The organism is Variovorax sp. GW821-FHT06D12, from assembly GCF_059419205.1.
In genome coordinates this window covers 297,162-311,621 of the sequence record NZ_JBWKRI010000001.1, presented here as the reverse complement: position 1 = coordinate 311,621, position 14,460 = coordinate 297,162, and the positions used below count along the sequence as shown (strand labels likewise).

Here is a 14,460-nt window from a genome sequence, read left to right as displayed (position 1 = left end):
CTCAGCCGGCCTGCACCTTCGCCTGCAGGTCGCGCACCAACTGCTCGATGCCCGACAGCGCCTCGGCCATCGACCGCTCCAGCAGGTCGCCCCGGTCTTCCGCGTGCTCGACCGCGATGTCGTGCACCTCGCGCAGCCCGACCAGGCCCAGCGCAGCCTTCACGCCCGGCACCAGGAAATTCAGATGCGCCTGCATGCCGCCGGGCCCGAAGCCGCTGCTGCCGTGCGCGGTGAGCAGCACCGTGCGGCGCGGGCGCTCGGCCAGCAGCGGCACATAGGGGTCGTCCAGGCTCGGGTCCATGTCGAAGGTCTCGCCGACGCGCACGATGTTGTCGATCCACGCCTTCACGGTGGCCGGGGCGCTGTAGTTGTACATGGGCGTGCCCATCACGATCACGTCGGCGCGGCGCAGTTCGGCAATGAAGGTGTCGCTCTCGGCCAGCACCTCGTGCATCCAGGGCTCGCGCGCTTCGGCGGGCGTGTAGGCGCTGTGGATCCAGTCACCGGTGACCGCCTGCGGCGGCGCGATGCCGAAGTCGCGGTAGATCACCTCGTCCTGCGGGCGGGCGGCCTGCCAGGTGCTGACGAAGTGGTGGCTCAGGCGACGCGAATGCGAGCCGTGGACGACCGAGCCCGAACGGCCGGAACGGGGGCTGGCATCGATGTGGAGCAGGGTGGTGGTGGTCATGGCGTGGTCCTCGGTTGGATGAAGGGAATTCAGCTGTCTGCTTGACATGGTTCCCAATTTATCGAAGCATCCATCCACGGACAAACGACGAATTTTTCTCGCTGCAGAAAATTCAATTCATCTATCAGCACGCCATGGCCCTCCTGCATTCCCTGCCTCCGCTGGCCTCGCTGCGCGCCTTCGAGGCCGCCGCGCGCCATTGCAGCGCCAAGCTCGCGGCGAACGAGCTGTCGGTCACGCCCACGGCCATCAGCCACCAGGTGCGCCAGCTCGAGGAGTCGCTGGGCGTGGCGCTGTTCGTGCGCCAGCCGCGCCAGCTCGTGCTGACGCCGCAGGGCCGCGAGCTGCAGGCGGTGCTGAGCGATTCGTTCGCTGCCATGGCCCAGGCCGTGGCGCGCCTGCGTGCGCCGCCCGAGCGCAGCGCCATCACGCTGTCGACCACGCCCGCCGTGGCCGCGCGCTGGCTGTTGCCGCGCGTGGGAGCGCTGCGCGCGGCACACCCCCGGCTCGACCTGCGCATCCACGCCTCGCACGACGCGGTGCCGCTCGATGGCCTCACCGCCGATGTCGCCATCCGCTACGGCAAGGGCCAGTGGCCGGGCCTCGTGGCCGAGAAGTTGTTCGACACCGTCTTCGCGCCGGCCTGCAGCCCCGCGCTCAAGCTGCGCCGCCCGGCCGACCTCGTGAAGCACACGCTGCTGCATTTCGCCGTGCCGAACAGCAAGACCCAGCCGGGCACCTGGGCCGCATGGCAGCAGGTGGCCCAGGTGCCCGGCCTGGACGTGTCGGCCGGCCCCGTGTTCTCCGACGAGACCCACACCGTCTCGGCCGCGCTGCAGGGGCAGGGCGTGGCGCTGATGGGCCTGGCGCTCATCGCCGACGAACTGCGCGCGGGCAACCTCGTGCAGCCCTTCGGGCCGGTGCTGCAGGGCTCGCCGTTCTACCTGGTGTGCCCGCAGGCGCGGCGTGACGATCCGAACGTGGCGGCGGTGTTCGAGTGGGTGAAAGGGCTGTCGCCGCTGGACGCCGCCGCGCGTTGACGCAACGCACGACAGGGCGGCGACACAATGGCGTCTGGCGACTTTTCGACGATCCCTTTCGCATGAAACCTTCCCCGACTTCTCCCATCCTCCAGGTACAGAACCTGCACTTTGCCTACCCCGACCAGCCCGCGCTGGCGAACGGCTGGTCCGCCACCGTCGGCGAAGGTGTCACGCTGCTGTACGGCGACACCGGCAGCGGCAAGTCGACCTTGCTGCGCGTGCTGGCGGGCCAGCAGCCTGCGTCGGCCGGGCAGCTGCGCGTGGCCGGCGTGGCGCTCGACGCCGAACCCGAGGCCTACCGACGCCAGGTCTTCTTCTGCGAGCCGGCGGCTGAAGCCTTCGATCCGCTCAGCGTGCAGGCCTGCACGGCCTTGCTGGGCGAGGGCGATGAGGGGTTCGATGCGGCCGAGTGGCAACGGCTCGTCGAGGCCTTCTCTCTCGTGCCGCACCTGGAAAAGCAGATGTTCATGCTGTCGACCGGTTCGCGCCGCAAGGTCGGGCTGGCCGCCGCGCTCGCGTCGGGGCGGCCCGTGGTGCTGCTGGACGACCCGGTGGGTGCGCTCGACGCGCGTTCGATCCACGGCCTGTGGCAGGCGATCGAACGGCGCGTTGCGCAGCCGGGGCGGGCGGTGGTCGTGGCGAGCAGCGAGCGCGTCACGGAGGTGCCGCTGGCCGCCTGCATCGAGCTGCCGCTGGGTTGATCAGCGGCGCGGTGTCGCCATCACGTGGTTGTCGTGCGGCTTCCCGCCGAGCATGAACTGCGTGAGCCCCATCGCGACCAAGCCTTGCTTTTCGTAGAACGCGACGGCGCGCGGGTTCTTCGCGTACACCGCGAGCCACAGGCCGTCGCTGCCCGTGCGTGCGTGAGCGGCGTCGCGGGCTTCGCGCAGCAGCATCGACCCGACACCGCTGCGCTGGAACGGTGACTGCACGTAGAGCGTGCGCAGCTCGGTGTCGCAGCCCGGCACCAGCGGCTGCGCGGCGCCGAACTGCAGCAGCGCATAGCCCACGAGCTGGTCGCCGACCTGCGCCACGCGCAGCGCGACATGGGGCGATTCCGACCACGCGGCGAACGCTGCCGGCGTGAAGGTCGAGAGCACGTAGCGCCCGAGCACGTCGTTCACGCCGTCGGTGGCGTAGGTGTCGAGCCAGACCTGGATCGCGAGCGCGGCAAGGGTGTGCGCGTCGGCTGCGGTGGCGGGGCGAAGGGTGACAGGTGGACGGTTCATGGTGCGGCGCATTCTGCGGCAAGCGCGTCACGCCGCCTGCAGCGCCGAGCGGAACCGGCTCGGCGGCGCGCCGGCCGACTTGCGCATCAGCCGCCGCAGCGCCGTGGCGTCCTCGTAGCCGACCTGCGCCGCGACCTGCTCGATGGTCATGCGGCTGCTTTCGATGAGCAGGCGCGCACGGTTCAGCCGCACGCTCTGTACCAATGCGAGCGCCCCCAGGCCGGTGGCGGCACGCACGCGCCGGGCCAGCGTGCGCTGCGACATCGCGAACTCTTCGGCCAGCGCGACCACGCTGGGCGGCGTGGGCAGCGCGGCCTCGATGCGCCGCGTGAGCCGCGCGACCAGCTCGTTGCCGTTGGACAGCATCGACGGCACAACGAACGGGGCCTGCGCCTGGCGGCCGTCGATCAGCAGCACCTTGCTCACGGCCTCGGCCAGCGCGGGGCCGAAGCGCGTGCGCAGCAGGTGCAGCATGAGGTCCGACTGCGCAAAGGCCGCGCCCGCGGTGCTCACCGGCCCGTCGGCGCAGACCATGCGGTCGGCATCGACATGGCAGGCCGGTTCGAGCCGGCGCAGCTCGGGCGCCAGCCACCACGAGGTGGTGACGCGGCGCTGCGCCAGCAGGCCGGCCGCCTGCAGCAGGAACACGGCCGAGCACGAGGCCGCGACCGCGCCGCCGCGTGCGGCATGGCGCCGCACCGCATCGATGGCGGCGCGGGCGTGGTCGTCGGTCAGGCGCAGTGCGAGGTCGGCCGGCTTGTCGACGCCGAGGCCGGGCACGATCCATGTCGAGCCGTCGGCGCGCGCGCGGCGGGGCATGGCGAGGGTGTCGATCCGCAGGCCGTTGCTCAGCGGCACGCTGCCACCATCGGGCGACACCACGCGCCAGGTGGGGCGGGGCATCCGGTGGCGCGGCGCGAGCGTGGCGGCGGCCGCCAGCACGTCGAGCGTGACGGCGGTGCTGGTGGCGAAGCTGCCCGGAAGGACGAGGACGGTGAAATCGTGCATGGCAGAAAACGCCCGATAGGCGTCTGAATGGACACTGGCAGTCTAGTGCGTGCTCGGGTGCAATGGGCATCGTCGCAACACCGAAGGTGCTTTCGTGTCCCACATCCTTGCCCTTGCTCCTCACGGCGCCCCCCCGCACGCCCGGGAGGCCTTGCCATGACCGACCCGCTCGACGACTTCACCCGCCGCGAGATCACGCTCGACGGCGCCACCAAGGCGGTCTACGTGGCCGGCACCGGCCCGGCCGTGATCGTGATGACCGAGATGCCCGGCATCAGCCCGCACGTGGCGCGTTTCGCCCGCTGGGTGCGCGACGCCGGCTTCACGGTCTACATGCCGTCGATGTTCGGCCGCGACGGTGCGGTGCCGGATGCGGAAGAGGGCAAGGCCGTGTTCCAGCGCGCCTGCGTGAGCGCCGAGTTCCGCGCCTTCGCGGGCAACGCCTCGAGCCCGGTGACGCAGTGGCTGCGCGCGCTGGCGCGGCTGGCGCATGCGGAGTGCGGCGGGCCGGGCGTGGGCGCGATCGGCATGTGCTTCACCGGCAACTTCGCGCTCACCATGATGCTGGAGCCGGCGGTGCTCGCGCCCGTGCTGTCGCAGCCGTCGCTGCCGCTGGACAACCCCGGCGGCATCGAGATCTCGCCGGAAGAGATCGCCCAGGTGCGCCAGCGCCTGGAGCGCGAGGACCTGACCGTGATGGCCTACCGCTTCGAGGGCGATCGCTTCTGCCGGGCCCAGCGTTTCGCGGCCTACGCAGACGCACTGGGCGACCGCTTCGTGGCCCGCGTGCTGCCCGACAGCGCGGCCAACACGCGCGACCTGCCGTCGTTTTTCTCGCAGGTGGTGGCCAGCCCGCACAGCGTGGTGACGGCGCACCTGATCGACGAGGCCGGCCAGCCGACGATTGCGGCGCGCGACGAGATCCTTTCGTTCTTCGCGCGCCGCCTGGGGGTGCAGGATCAGGCCCGTGCCGAGGCGCCGTCGGCCGGCAACTGACCGGTCTTCTGTGCCCGGCGGTCGAGCGCGCGGCTCCACACCGCGATCGCCAGGCCCACGAGCGTGAGCAGCGCGGCCACCCAGCCCAGCGCACGCAGCCCCGGGCCATGGTCGATGGTCACGCCGCCGACCCAGGCGCCGAGCGCGTTGCCGAGGTTGAAGGCCGCGATGTTCAGGCTCGAGGCGAGGTTCTGGCCCGCGCCCGAAGCCTTCTCGAGCACGCGCAGCTGCATCGGCGCCACGGTGGCGAACGAGGCCACGCCGAGCAGGCCGACGAAGACCACGGCGGTGAACGGCGTTCCGATGGTGAACTGCATCGCGCCGAGCACCACGGCCAGCGCCACCAGCGTGCCGAGCACGGCAGCCATCGGTGCGCGGTCGGCCAGCTTGCCGCCCAGGATGTTGCCGACGGCCAGGCCGCCGCCGAACACCAGCAGGATCGGCGACACGGCCGATTCCGACAGGCCGGTGACCTGCGTCAGCAGCGGCTGGATGTAGGTGTAGACCACGAACACGCCGGCAAAGCCGAGCACCGTCATCGCCAGGCCCAGCAGCACCTGCGGGCGGGCGAGCACGGCCAGCTCTTCGCGCAGCGGTGCGGGCTTGGCCTCGCCCTTCATGCGGGGCACGAAGGCCGCGAGCACCACGAAGGCCAGCACGCCGATCAGCGTCACCGCCCAGAAGGTCGAGCGCCAGCCCAGCTGCAGGCCCAGCCAGGCGCCGGCCGGCACGCCCAGCAGCGTGGCGGCGGTGAGGCCGGTGAACATGATCGCGATGGCCGAGGCGCGGCGCTCGGGCGCCACGAGGCCGGTGGCGACCACCGAGCCGACGCCGAAGAAGGTGCCGTGCGCCAGCGAGGTGATGACGCGCGCGGCCATCAGCATTTCGTAGTTGGGCGCCAGCGCACAGGCGAGGTTGCCGAGCGTGAAGATCGCCATCAGCGCGAGCAGCACGGTCTTGCGCGGCAGCTTGCGGGTGGCGATGGTGAGCACGGGCGCGCCGACCGCGACCCCGAGCGCGTAGCCCGAGATCAGCAGGCCGGCGGCCGTGATGGAGACGTGCAGATCCGTCGACACCTGCAGGAGCAGGCCCATGATGACGAATTCGGTGGTGCCTATTCCGAAGGCACCGGCGGTGAGGGCAAGAAGAGCGATGGGCATGATGCCTGTACTGTGCGGACGATCGGCCTCGATGACTAGAATGCCGCCAGTACATGCACTTGTGAATTCAAATCACATTAAAGGAAGCCCATGCCGCGCATCGACGTCAACCGCTCCGGCGAGATGGAGGCCTTCGTGCAGGTGGTGGAGGCGGGCGGTTTCTCGGCGGCGGCGCGGCTGCTGGACATGACGCCCTCGGCCGTCAGCAAGCTGGTGGCGCGGCTCGAGTTGCGCCTGGGCATCCAGCTGGTGCACCGCTCCACGCGCAAGCTGCAGCTCACGCCCGAGGGTCTGCATTTTTACGAGCGCAGCACGCGCGTGCTCGCCGACATGGACGAGGCCGAGCGTTGTGCCGCGGCCGGCGCGGCGCCGCGCGGGCGCGTGAGCATCAACGCCAGCGTGTCTTTCGGGCACCACAAGCTGGTGCCGCTGGTGCCGCGCCTGCTCGAGATGCATCCGCAGATCACGCTCGACATTGCGCTGACCGACCGCATCGTCGACCTGATGGACGAGCGTGCCGACATTGCGATCCGCTGGGGTCAGTTGCCGTCGTCCGACCTGGTGGCGCGGCGCCTGGGCGAAACCAGCCAGGCCATCGTGGCCGCGCCGGACTACCTGGCGAAATACGGCACGCCGCGCACGCCGCAGGAGCTGGAGGCGCACAACCGGCTGGGCTGGAGCTACCGGCGCAACACGCCGGACTGGCCGTTGCGTGTCGATGGCCGCATGGTGATGTTGCCGGTGGCGGGGCCGGTGCGCGCGGGCGACGGCGAAACGTTGCGGCAGCTGGCGATCGCGGGGGCGGGCGTGGCGCGCTTGTCGCTGTATCACATCCAGCACGACATCGATGCCGGCCGGCTGGTGCCGCTCCTCGAAGAGTTCAACCCGGGCGAGATCGAGCCGATCCACGCGGTGTACATCGGCAAGGCCGGCACGCTGCCCGCGCGGGTGCGGGCGGTGCTCGACTTCCTGGTGGCGTGCTCGGGCGTGGGCGGTGGGCGTTACACGCTCAAGCGCACGGCGCCGATGCCGGGGAATTCGGCCGTCACCTGATCGCCGCGGCGGCAGGGCAGCACGCCGACCCACGAGCCGGTGGTGACGACGGTGCCGGCGGGCACGGTCTGGCCGTGGCGCGTGAGGTGGCGCAGCCAGATCGGCAGCAGCCAGGCCGGGTCGGCCAGCGGATGCGTGCCTTCGCGCACGACCGTTTCTGCATCGCCGATCTTCGTTTCGCAGCGCTGCGAGGCCCAGTCGACGGCGGCGTACGGTTGCCACTCGCCGAGCACGAGTGCGCCGTGCACCTGCGAATCGGCCAGGCGCAACAGGGCGGGTGTGGCGGCCAGGTCTTGCCAGCGGGCGTCGACGATTTCGACGGAGACGGCCATGGCGTCGATGAGGGCTGCCGAGTTGTCGTGGTCGAGTGCGGCGGCTTGGGCGGGTGTGACGTCCTGGCCGAGTCTCAATGCAATCTCTGCCTCGATGCCGGGGGTGTGGAATGTGAGGTCGCTGAAGTTGGCCGGGCTTTGCCGCACGCCGGACGGAGGCAGCGGGGCGTGGGTGAGCGTGGCGCTGCGGGAGCCGCCGCCGGACTTCCATGTCTTCGGAACGCCGTCGAACCAGCCGAGGGCTGCGGCTACCGCGTCTTGCACTTCATAGGCTTGCGTTGCGTCTTGCAGGGCGTCGGTCCACGGGGTGGCGTCGAGCGTGCGGTTGGCCTGGCGTGCGGCGATGAGGGCTTCGGTGAGGGCTTTTTGGTCGGGCGTCATTTTGGGGATCTTCTCAGTTTCTCTTGGGTTCGTTTGTTCAGGGCGCGTGCCCAGGCCACCGGGTACTTCCCTCCGCGAATGTCCCCCGGCCTGCGGCCTCCTCCTTGATTTCGCTGCGGGAAGCACCCAGTGTCCTGGGCACATGGACGCGCTGTTGGTGTGCGGCCGATCAACAACCGCTCTGAACTCGCTCACGCCGATGGGGCGCCTTGCGCAGCGAAATCAAGGAGGAGGGCGAAGCCCGGGGGACATTCGCGGAGCAAGGTGCCCCGTCGGCGTGAGCGTCGCCCTGAACAACGGCCGTCAAGTCTCGACCTGCACCTTGCCGTCCTTCACCACCTTCGCCCACTTGGCGATCTCCGTGCTGATGAACTGCTTGAACTTGTCCTGCGAACCGCCGCCGTCTTCCGCGCCGTAGGTGTCGAGCCGTTCCTGCACATCGGGCATCGCGAGCACGGTGTTGACGTCGCGGTTCACTTTCTGCGCGATGGCCGGGGGCAGCTTGCCGGGGCCGGCCAGGCCGTACCAGGTGGTGGCCTCGAAGCCCGCAAAGCCTTGCTCCTGCATCGTCGGCACGTTCGGGTGGCCCTTGGCGCGCTTGGTGCGCGTCTGCGCCACGGCGAGCACGCGGCCGTTCTTCACGTGCGGGGTGGCGGCGGTCATGGTCTCGAAGCTGTACTGGATCTGCCCGCCCATCAGGTCGGCCAGCAGCGGGCCGCTGCCCTTGTACGGCACGTGCAGCGCATCGACGCCGCCCTGCAGCTTGAACATCTCCAGCGCCAGGTGCTGGGCCGAGCCCGCGCCGGCGGAGCCGAAGCTCACGGTGCCGGGCGCGGCCTTGCAGGCGGCGACGATGTCTTTCACGCTGAGGGCCTTCTGGCCCGGGTTGGCGATGAGCAGGTTGGGCGTGACGCCCACGAGCACGATCGGCACGAAGTCGCGCTCCACGTTGTAGCGCAGCTTGGGCTGCAGGCTGGGCGCGAGCGCGTGGCTGTTGATGTGGGCCATGAGCAGGGTGCTGCCGTCGCTGGGCTGCTGCGCCACGTAGTCGGCCGCGAGCACGCCGGCGACGCCGCCCTTGTTCTCGACGATGACTTGCTGGCCCCACATGATGGTGAGCTTCTGCGCGACCACGCGTGCCAGCGCGTCGGTGCCGCCGCCGGGTGGAAAGCCCACCACGATGCGCACGGGGCCCGTGGGCCACTCCTGTGCGAACAGCCGGGGCACGCCCAGCGTGGCGGCCGCGCCGGCGGCGGCCTGGATCAGGGAACGTCTTTGCATCTTCTTTGTCTCCGTCGGTTGGGGAATCCGATGCGTGCCGGGAGCCGCTTGCGCGGGCCCGGCAGGGTGGTGGTGGGCCGCCGCATCGTTCGAGCGATGCGCTGCGGCCCGTGTGGGTTGGCGTGCGCCGGGTTCAGGCTGCTTTTTGCAGGCCGACCGGTGCAGCCTGGTGGCTCGCGAAGTAGTCCATCGCCGCCTGCACGCCGCTGCCCGCCAGCTTGATGCCGCTGAGCTTCATGCCCATCTCGACACCCGCGACCATGGCCACGAGCGTGAGGTCGTTGCTGTCGCCCAGGTGGCCCATGCGGAACATGCGGCCCTTGAGCTTGCCCAGGCCGGTGCCCAGCGAGAGGTCGAAGCGCTGGTGGATGAGGCGGCGCACGGCGTCGGCGTCGACGCCCTCGGGCGTGATCACACCGGTGAGCACGGGCGAGTACACGGAGGGGTCGGCGCACTGGATCGGCAGGCCCCAGGTGTTGACCGCCGCGCGCACGCCGGCGGCCCAGCGCTGGTGGCGCGCGAACACGTTGTCCAGGCCTTCGCCCAGGATCATGTCCAGCGATTCCGACAGGCCATACAGCAGGTTGGTGTTCGGCGTGTAGGGCCAGTAGCCGTCCTTGTTCATCTCGACGATCTCGTCCCAGGCCCAGAAGGCCTTGGGCAGCTTGGCGTGCTTCGAGACTTCGAGTGCACGGGGCGAGAGCGCGTTGAAGCTGATGCCGGGCGGCAGCATCAGGCCCTTCTGCGAGCCGCTCACGCAGACGTCGACACCCCATTCGTCATGGCGGTAGTCGGCGCTGGCCAGGCCCGAGATGCTGTCGACCATGAGCAGCGCAGGGTGGCCCGCCGCGTCGATGGCCTTGCGCACCGAGGCGATGTCGGAGGTGACGCCGGTGGAGGTTTCGTTGTGCACCACGCACACGGCCTTGATCTTCTTTTCGGTGTCCTTGCGCAGGCGCGCCTCGATGAGCTCGGCCTGCACGCCGCGGCGCCAGCTGGGCGCATTCGGCAGGTGGGCGTCGGTGCCGGTGTAGGCCAGGAACTCGGTCGACAGGCCCAGGCGCGTGGCCATCTTCTGCCACAGCGACGCGAAGTGACCGGTCTCGTACATGAGCACGTGGTCGCCGGGGCTGAGCGTGTTGGCGAGTGCGGCTTCCCATGCACCGGTGCCCGACGCGGGATAGATGGCGACCGGGTGCTTCGTCTTGAAGATCTCCTTGATGCCGCCGAGCACCTTCAGTCCCAGCGTGCCGAACTCAGGCCCGCGGTGGTCGATGGTGGGCAGGCTCATGGCCCGCAGGATGCGGTCGGGCACCGGGCTGGGGCCGGGAATCTGGAGGAAGTGACGGCCGGTGGGGTGGATGTCGAGTTGCAGCATGGGCTCTCCTTGTGCGCTCAGTTTTGCATTCAAAATGCATTTATGTATGCTGGTTTATACCTATCAACCTAGGTTGTATCGGCTATTTTTTGCATTCAAAATGCAGACAAGGGAACCCCACATGACCGCTGAAATCATCGAAATCTCCAGGCTGGCCTTGCATGACCAGGTGGTGGCGCGCCTGCGCACCATGCTGGTGGAGGGGCGCATCTCGCCCGGCGCCAAGCTCAATGAACGCGAGCTGTGCCTGCAGCTGAACGTGTCGCGCACGCCGCTGCGCGAGGCCATCAAGTTGCTGGCGGCCGAGGGGCTGGTCGACCTGCTGCCCAACCGCGGCGCGGTGGCGGTGAAGCTCACCGAGGCCGACGTGCTCAACACCTTCGAGGTGCTGGCGATGCTCGAGGGCATGTCGGGCGAGCTGGCGGCCAAGCGCATCACCGACGAGGAGCTGGCCGAGGTGCGCGCGCTGCACTACGAAATGATGGCCTGCTTCGCGCGGCGCGACCTGTCGGGCTACTACCGCCTGAACGCGCGCATCCACACCGCCATCAATGACGCGGCGGCGAACCCGGTGCTGTCGAACACCTACCGCTCGATCAACGCCCGCGTGCAGTCGCTGCGCTTTCGCACCAACCAGGACGAGACCAAGTGGAAGCACGCGGTCGAGGAGCACGAGCAGATGGTGCAGGCGCTGGCCGCGCGCGACGCGCAGGCCATGCGCAAGGTGCTCACGGCGCACGTGCTGCGCAAGCGCGACACCGTGCTGGAGCTGCTGCGCGCCGGGCAGATCTACCCGCAAGCCAAGAGCACAACCAACAAAGCGAGCTGACATCCCACCATGCGCATCGACCCCGCCAGCCACATGCAGCCAGCCGGAACCGTCCTTCCGCCCAACGACACCTGCGAACTGCTGGCGCGCCGGCTGCGCACCGACACGCAGGGCGAGGTGCTGTTCGACGACGGTTCGCGCGGGCGCTACGCCACCGACGCGTCGATCTACCAGATCACGCCGGTCGGCGCCTTCGTTCCCACGAACGAGCGCGACATCGCCACCGCCATCGACATCGCCCGCGACCTGAAGGTGCCGGTGCTGGCGCGCGGCGGCGGCACCAGCCAGTGTGGGCAGACCACGGGCGCGGCGCTGGTGATCGACAACAGCAAGCACTTTCGCAAGGTGCTCGAGGTGAACGTGGAAGAGGGCACCGCCACGGTCGAGCCGGGCCTGGTGCTCGACCACCTGAACGCACAGCTCAAGCCGCATGGGCTGTGGTACCCGGTCGATGTGTCGACCAGCGCGCAGGCCACGCTGGGCGGCATGGCGGGCAACAACTCCTGCGGCTCGCGCTCCATCGCCTACGGGAACATGGTGCACAACGTGCTCGGTGCGAGCGCGTGGCTGTCGAGTGGCGAGCTGGTCGAGTTCGGTCCGCTGGGCCAACTGGGCGCGCGCGCGGCGGGCATTGCGCAGTTCGTGCACGGGCTGGCGCGCCAGCATGGCGAGGCCATGGCCCAGCACTGGCCCAAGGTGATGCGCCGCGTGGCGGGCTACAACCTCGACATCTTCGACAACCAGAGCGAGAAGCCGTACACGGCCGACGGCAGCGTGAACCTGGCGCACCTGCTGATCGGCGCCGAAGGCACGCTGGCCTACACGCGCAGCCTGAAGCTCAAGCTGGCGCCGTTGCCGCGCGCCAAGGTGCTGGGCATCGTGAACTTCCCGACCTTCCATGCGGCCATGGACGCAGCGCAGCACATCGTGAAGCTCGGGCCGACGGCGGTGGAGCTGGTCGATCGCACGATGATCGAACTGAGCCTGGCCAACCCTGCGTTCAAGCCGACCGTGGAAACGGCGCTGATCGGCAAGCCCGCCGCCATCCTGCTGGTCGAGTTCTCGGGCGCCGACAGGGCCGCGCTGCTGCCGCAGCTGAAGCAGCTGGTCGAGCTGATGGGCGACCTCGGCCTGCCCGGCAGCGTGGTCGAGATGCCCGACGACGGTCGGCAGAAGAGCCTGTGGGAAGTGCGCAAGGCCGGCCTCAACATCATGATGAGCCTCAAGGGCGACGGCAAACCCGTGAGCTTCATCGAGGACTGCGCCGTGCCGCTCGAGCACCTGGCCGAATACACCGACGCGCTGACCGAGGTGTTCGCGAAGTACGGCAGCCGCGGCACCTGGTACGCGCATGCCTCGGTCGGCACGCTGCATGTGCGGCCCATTCTCGACATGCGGGCTGACGGCGCCGCCAAGATGCGCGCCATCGCTGAAGAGGCCAGCGCGCTGGTGCGCAAGTACAAGGGCGCGTTCAGCGGCGAGCACGGCGACGGCCTGTGCCGCGGCGAATGGATCGAATGGCAGTTCGGGCCGGCGATCAACGAGGCCTTTCGCGCGATCAAGCAGCAGCTCGACCCGATCGGTCTGTTCAACCCCGGCAAGATCATCGACCCGCCGCGCATGGACGACGGCGCGCTGTTCCGCTTCGCGCCGCCGACGGCGCCCAAGCCGTACCGTCGCATCGAACTGAAGCCCGTGCTCGACTGGTCGGGCTGGAACGTCAACGCCGACCCCGTGACCGAGGTGACCACCGCGCCCGGCACCGGCGGCGACAGCACCGGCGGCCTCGCCAAGGCCGTGGAGATGTGCAACAACAACGGCCACTGCCGCAAGTTCGACGCCGGCACCATGTGCCCCAGCTACCGCGTGACGCGCGACGAGCAGCACCTGACGCGCGGCCGCGCCAACACGCTGCGCCTGGCGCTGTCGGGCCAGCTCGGCGCCGACGCCTTCACCAGCGAGGCCATGCACGAGACCATGGACCTGTGCGTCGGCTGCAAGGGCTGCAAGCGCGACTGCCCGACCGGCGTGGACATGGCGAAGATGAAGGTCGAGTTTCTCGACCACTACAAGAAGCGCCACGGCCACACGCTGAAAGACAAGCTGGTCGCCTACATGCCCGACTACGCACACCGCGCCAGCCGCATGCCCTGGCTGCTGAACCTGCGCAACCGCGTGCCGGGCGCGGCATGGCTGGGCGAGAAGATGCTGGGCTTTTCGGCGAAGCGCTCACTGCCCGAATGGCGCACCGACACCTTCTGGCGTGCGAAGGACGCGGTGGCGGCCGGCCTGTTTTCCGATCGGGCCTCGGTGCTGGCTGCGGCAGCGCGCGGCGAGAAGGTCGCCGTGCTGTTCGTCGACACCTTCAACGGCACCTTCGAAAGCGAGAACGTCTTCGCGGCGGCGCGCGTGCTGCACGCCGCGGGCTATGCGCTGCACACGGTGGAGAAGGGCGGCGGGCACCACTGCTGCGGCCGGACCTTCCTGGCCAGCGGCATGGTCGACGAGGCCAAGGTGCGCGCCGGAGCGCTGATCGACGCGCTGCTGCCGCTGGCGCAGGCGGGTGTTCCCATCGTCGGGCTCGAGCCCTCGTGCCTGCTCACGCTGCGCGACGAAACACTGGTGATGGGCTTCGGCGACAAGGCGCAGGCCGTTGCGAAGCAGGCGCTGCTGTTCGAGGAGTTCATCGCCCGCGAACGCAAGGCCGGCCGCTTCGAACTCGCACTGAAGCCGGCCACCGCGCCGATCCTGCTGCACGGCCACTGCCACCAGAAGGCCTTCGGCGCGGTGAGCCCGATCATGGAGGTGCTGAAGCTGATTCCGGGCGCTGAGCCTGAGCTCATCGAAAGCTCATGCTGCGGCATGGCCGGCAGCTTCGGCTACGAGGCCAGCCACTTCGAGGTGTCGATGCAGATGGCCGAGGCGAGCCTGCTGCCGGCCATCCGCGCCAAGCCCGATGCGATCGTGGTGGCGGACGGCACGAGCTGCAGGCACCAGATCGGCGACGGCGCGCAGCGCGAGGCGGTGCATGTGGCGGTGCTGCTGGCGCGGCACATGATGCTCTGAGGCGGCTGCGGCTTTC

The 14,460-nt window shown here is 69.6% G+C and carries 13 protein-coding genes; 6 read left to right on the top strand and 7 right to left on the bottom strand.

Annotated features, from left to right (window positions below; genetic code table 11):
• Position 1 precedes the first annotated feature (1 nt).
• Positions 2-688, bottom strand: coding sequence for an FMN-dependent NADH-azoreductase (locus AC07SQ_RS01435; RefSeq protein WP_495271260.1), 687 nt, complete (start codon positions 686-688; stop codon positions 2-4).
• A 134-nt stretch (positions 689-822) separates the two neighbouring features.
• Between AC07SQ_RS01435 and gcvA the strand changes: the two genes are divergently transcribed.
• A complete protein-coding gene (gene gcvA, locus AC07SQ_RS01430) occupies positions 823-1,728 on the top strand; it encodes a transcriptional regulator GcvA (RefSeq protein WP_495271261.1) in 906 nt (301 codons plus the stop codon).
• Positions 1,729-1,790: 62 nt separating this feature from the next.
• Complete coding sequence (locus AC07SQ_RS01425; protein WP_495271262.1) at positions 1,791-2,432, top strand: ABC transporter ATP-binding protein; 642 nt, start codon at positions 1,791-1,793, stop codon at positions 2,430-2,432.
• On the opposite strand, the gene AC07SQ_RS01420 is transcribed toward AC07SQ_RS01425, so the two are convergent.
• Both AC07SQ_RS01420 and AC07SQ_RS01415 read right to left on the bottom strand, forming a co-directional pair.
• Positions 2,433-2,960, bottom strand: coding sequence for a GNAT family N-acetyltransferase (locus tag AC07SQ_RS01420; protein ID WP_495271263.1), 528 nt, complete (start codon positions 2,958-2,960; stop codon positions 2,433-2,435). It lies immediately after the preceding gene.
• Positions 2,961-2,987: 27 nt separating this feature from the next.
• A complete protein-coding gene (locus tag AC07SQ_RS01415) occupies positions 2,988-3,968 on the bottom strand; it encodes a GlxA family transcriptional regulator (protein WP_495271264.1) in 981 nt (326 codons plus the stop codon).
• A 156-nt stretch (positions 3,969-4,124) separates the two neighbouring features.
• Between AC07SQ_RS01415 and AC07SQ_RS01410 the strand changes: the two genes are divergently transcribed.
• A complete protein-coding gene (locus tag AC07SQ_RS01410) occupies positions 4,125-4,964 on the top strand; it encodes a dienelactone hydrolase family protein (RefSeq protein WP_495271265.1) in 840 nt (279 codons plus the stop codon).
• Here AC07SQ_RS01410 and AC07SQ_RS01405 read toward each other — a convergent pair.
• Positions 4,928-6,124 carry an MFS transporter gene (locus AC07SQ_RS01405; protein ID WP_495271266.1) on the bottom strand — a complete coding sequence of 399 codons (1,197 nt, stop codon included), beginning with the start codon at positions 6,122-6,124 and terminating at the stop codon, positions 4,928-4,930. The two genes, AC07SQ_RS01410 and AC07SQ_RS01405, sit on opposite strands and share 37 nt — an antisense overlap.
• Before the next feature lie 90 nt (positions 6,125-6,214).
• Here AC07SQ_RS01405 and AC07SQ_RS01400 point away from each other — a divergent pair, with 90 nt between their 5' ends.
• Positions 6,215-7,177: a LysR family transcriptional regulator gene (locus AC07SQ_RS01400; protein ID WP_095948546.1), complete on the top strand. Its 963-nt coding sequence runs from the start codon at positions 6,215-6,217 to the stop codon at positions 7,175-7,177.
• On the opposite strand, the gene AC07SQ_RS01395 is transcribed toward AC07SQ_RS01400, so the two are convergent.
• From AC07SQ_RS01395 to AC07SQ_RS01385, 3 genes are all read right to left on the bottom strand, one after another.
• Entirely contained in the window at positions 7,126-7,890 is a 765-nt protein-coding gene (locus tag AC07SQ_RS01395) for a fumarylacetoacetate hydrolase family protein (protein WP_495271268.1), read from the bottom strand. The two genes, AC07SQ_RS01400 and AC07SQ_RS01395, sit on opposite strands and share 52 nt — an antisense overlap.
• Positions 7,891-8,193: 303 nt before the next feature.
• Entirely contained in the window at positions 8,194-9,171 is a 978-nt protein-coding gene (locus AC07SQ_RS01390; RefSeq protein WP_495271269.1) for a Bug family tripartite tricarboxylate transporter substrate binding protein, read from the bottom strand.
• Between the two features lie 133 nt (positions 9,172-9,304).
• Positions 9,305-10,549: a pyridoxal-phosphate-dependent aminotransferase family protein gene (locus AC07SQ_RS01385; protein ID WP_062471396.1), complete on the bottom strand. Its 1,245-nt coding sequence runs from the start codon at positions 10,547-10,549 to the stop codon at positions 9,305-9,307.
• Positions 10,550-10,670: 121 nt separating this feature from the next.
• Between AC07SQ_RS01385 and AC07SQ_RS01380 the strand changes: the two genes are divergently transcribed.
• Positions 10,671-11,378, top strand: a complete 708-nt coding sequence (locus AC07SQ_RS01380) for a GntR family transcriptional regulator (RefSeq protein ID WP_495271270.1) — start codon at positions 10,671-10,673, stop codon at positions 11,376-11,378.
• A 9-nt stretch (positions 11,379-11,387) separates the two neighbouring features.
• The gene (locus AC07SQ_RS01375; protein WP_495271271.1) at positions 11,388-14,444 is read left to right on the top strand and encodes an FAD-binding and (Fe-S)-binding domain-containing protein; all 3,057 of its coding nucleotides are present in this window, start codon (positions 11,388-11,390) and stop codon (positions 14,442-14,444) included.
• Positions 14,445-14,460: the final 16 nt, after the last annotated feature.

What these genes read in the sequence shown, in the direction of transcription:
- AC07SQ_RS01420 (WP_495271263.1), bottom strand. Translation starts at nt 2,960, where the DNA reads ATGAACCGTCCACCTGTCACCCTTCGCCCCGCCACCGCAGCCGACGCG.
- AC07SQ_RS01380 (WP_495271270.1), top strand. Translation starts at nt 10,671, where the DNA reads ATGACCGCTGAAATCATCGAAATCTCCAGGCTGGCCTTGCATGACCAG.
- AC07SQ_RS01435 (WP_495271260.1), bottom strand. Translation starts at nt 688, where the DNA reads ATGACCACCACCACCCTGCTCCACATCGATGCCAGCCCCCGTTCCGGC.
- AC07SQ_RS01410 (WP_495271265.1), top strand. Translation starts at nt 4,125, where the DNA reads ATGACCGACCCGCTCGACGACTTCACCCGCCGCGAGATCACGCTCGAC.
- AC07SQ_RS01395 (WP_495271268.1), bottom strand. Translation starts at nt 7,890, where the DNA reads ATGACGCCCGACCAAAAAGCCCTCACCGAAGCCCTCATCGCCGCACGC.
- AC07SQ_RS01385 (WP_062471396.1), bottom strand. Translation starts at nt 10,549, where the DNA reads ATGCTGCAACTCGACATCCACCCCACCGGCCGTCACTTCCTCCAGATT.
- AC07SQ_RS01400 (WP_095948546.1), top strand. Translation starts at nt 6,215, where the DNA reads ATGCCGCGCATCGACGTCAACCGCTCCGGCGAGATGGAGGCCTTCGTG.
- AC07SQ_RS01425 (WP_495271262.1), top strand. Translation starts at nt 1,791, where the DNA reads ATGAAACCTTCCCCGACTTCTCCCATCCTCCAGGTACAGAACCTGCAC.
- AC07SQ_RS01375 (WP_495271271.1), top strand. Translation starts at nt 11,388, where the DNA reads ATGCGCATCGACCCCGCCAGCCACATGCAGCCAGCCGGAACCGTCCTT.
- AC07SQ_RS01390 (WP_495271269.1), bottom strand. Translation starts at nt 9,171, where the DNA reads ATGCAAAGACGTTCCCTGATCCAGGCCGCCGCCGGCGCGGCCGCCACG.
- AC07SQ_RS01415 (WP_495271264.1), bottom strand. Translation starts at nt 3,968, where the DNA reads ATGCACGATTTCACCGTCCTCGTCCTTCCGGGCAGCTTCGCCACCAGC.
- gcvA (WP_495271261.1), top strand. Translation starts at nt 823, where the DNA reads ATGGCCCTCCTGCATTCCCTGCCTCCGCTGGCCTCGCTGCGCGCCTTC.
- AC07SQ_RS01405 (WP_495271266.1), bottom strand. Translation starts at nt 6,124, where the DNA reads ATGCCCATCGCTCTTCTTGCCCTCACCGCCGGTGCCTTCGGAATAGGC.